We start from the raw sequence: 897 nt of genomic DNA, 5'->3' as shown, positions 1-897 counted from the left end.
GTTCCCTCTAGTCAATATAAATGCTGTGGTGAATCGCAGCACCAACATCCAGACACAGCAAAGCGATCGCCCGTAAATACGAGCGATCGCTTGGGGTCACAAAATTACTGAGAACACGGCCTATGTAATAAAGGATGCAACCAGCTCGAAAAATAACAACCGGGCAGCGTAGCCAGCGCACCTGGAGCGAGCGAGCCTAATGGGCTTGGTTGACTTCTCTTGATCGAGCCGATCGCCCAGCAGCTTTCCAATTTGATTTTTCGGCCGGGCCCGCTCAGGCTCGATCCGCGTAAAAATCCACTGCCAAAGAGCACGACGGCATAAATCAGATCCACCAACGACCTGGACGCGCTTCGAGTCACCTGATTCTTCACGCCCAGGAGCACAGCCCAAGGCCTTGGTGAATCGCCTCAGGCTGAGATGCCGCTTGGTTGGGTTACCGGACTTGCGACCCTTGCGAATCTTGATCTCAGGTTTCCCATCGGGCCCTAGGTAGTTCTCGATCGGGTAAATCTGCGAAATCAGCAAGGCCTCTACCCGCATACCAAACCCAAATCGGGCGAAAACCTTGCGATAGGGTGCAAAGTCAGGAGCCTGAAGATATTGGTAAAGCTGACGTTCGATCGCGCATTCTTCTTGGTGAAGATCACAAAGCCGGGCCGCATGATTTCGTGACAGCTCATCCAATCCCAGCCCGCAGGTCGCCGCGTACAGGCGATCGTATTTGGCCGACGGACGCAGCCCAGCCATCCAGCTCCATAGAAGCGGTGGCAAATCTGAGAGCAAAACCCGCTTTGATTTGACATGGGCCACCTCTGGGAATTGCCACGCGAGATCCTGACGCAATCGGTTAATGATCGGAGATTGCACCCGGTTCAGATGACACAGCCGCAGCAC

At 54.4% G+C, this 897-nt stretch carries 1 protein-coding gene; it reads right to left on the bottom strand.

Translation table 11 applies throughout. The features are described from left to right. Nucleotides 1-120: 120 nt before the first annotated feature. Nucleotides 121-897 (bottom strand): IS110 family transposase (locus VPK24_RS08975; RefSeq protein WP_449283920.1); only part of this gene is annotated, 777 nt, incomplete at its 5' end.

It is taken from the genome of Limnothrix redekei LRLZ20PSL1 (assembly GCF_043235035.1).
GTDB lineage: Bacteria > Cyanobacteriota > Cyanobacteriia > CACIAM-69d > CACIAM-69d > CACIAM-69d.
This window is presented reverse-complemented; position numbering and strand designations above follow the sequence as displayed.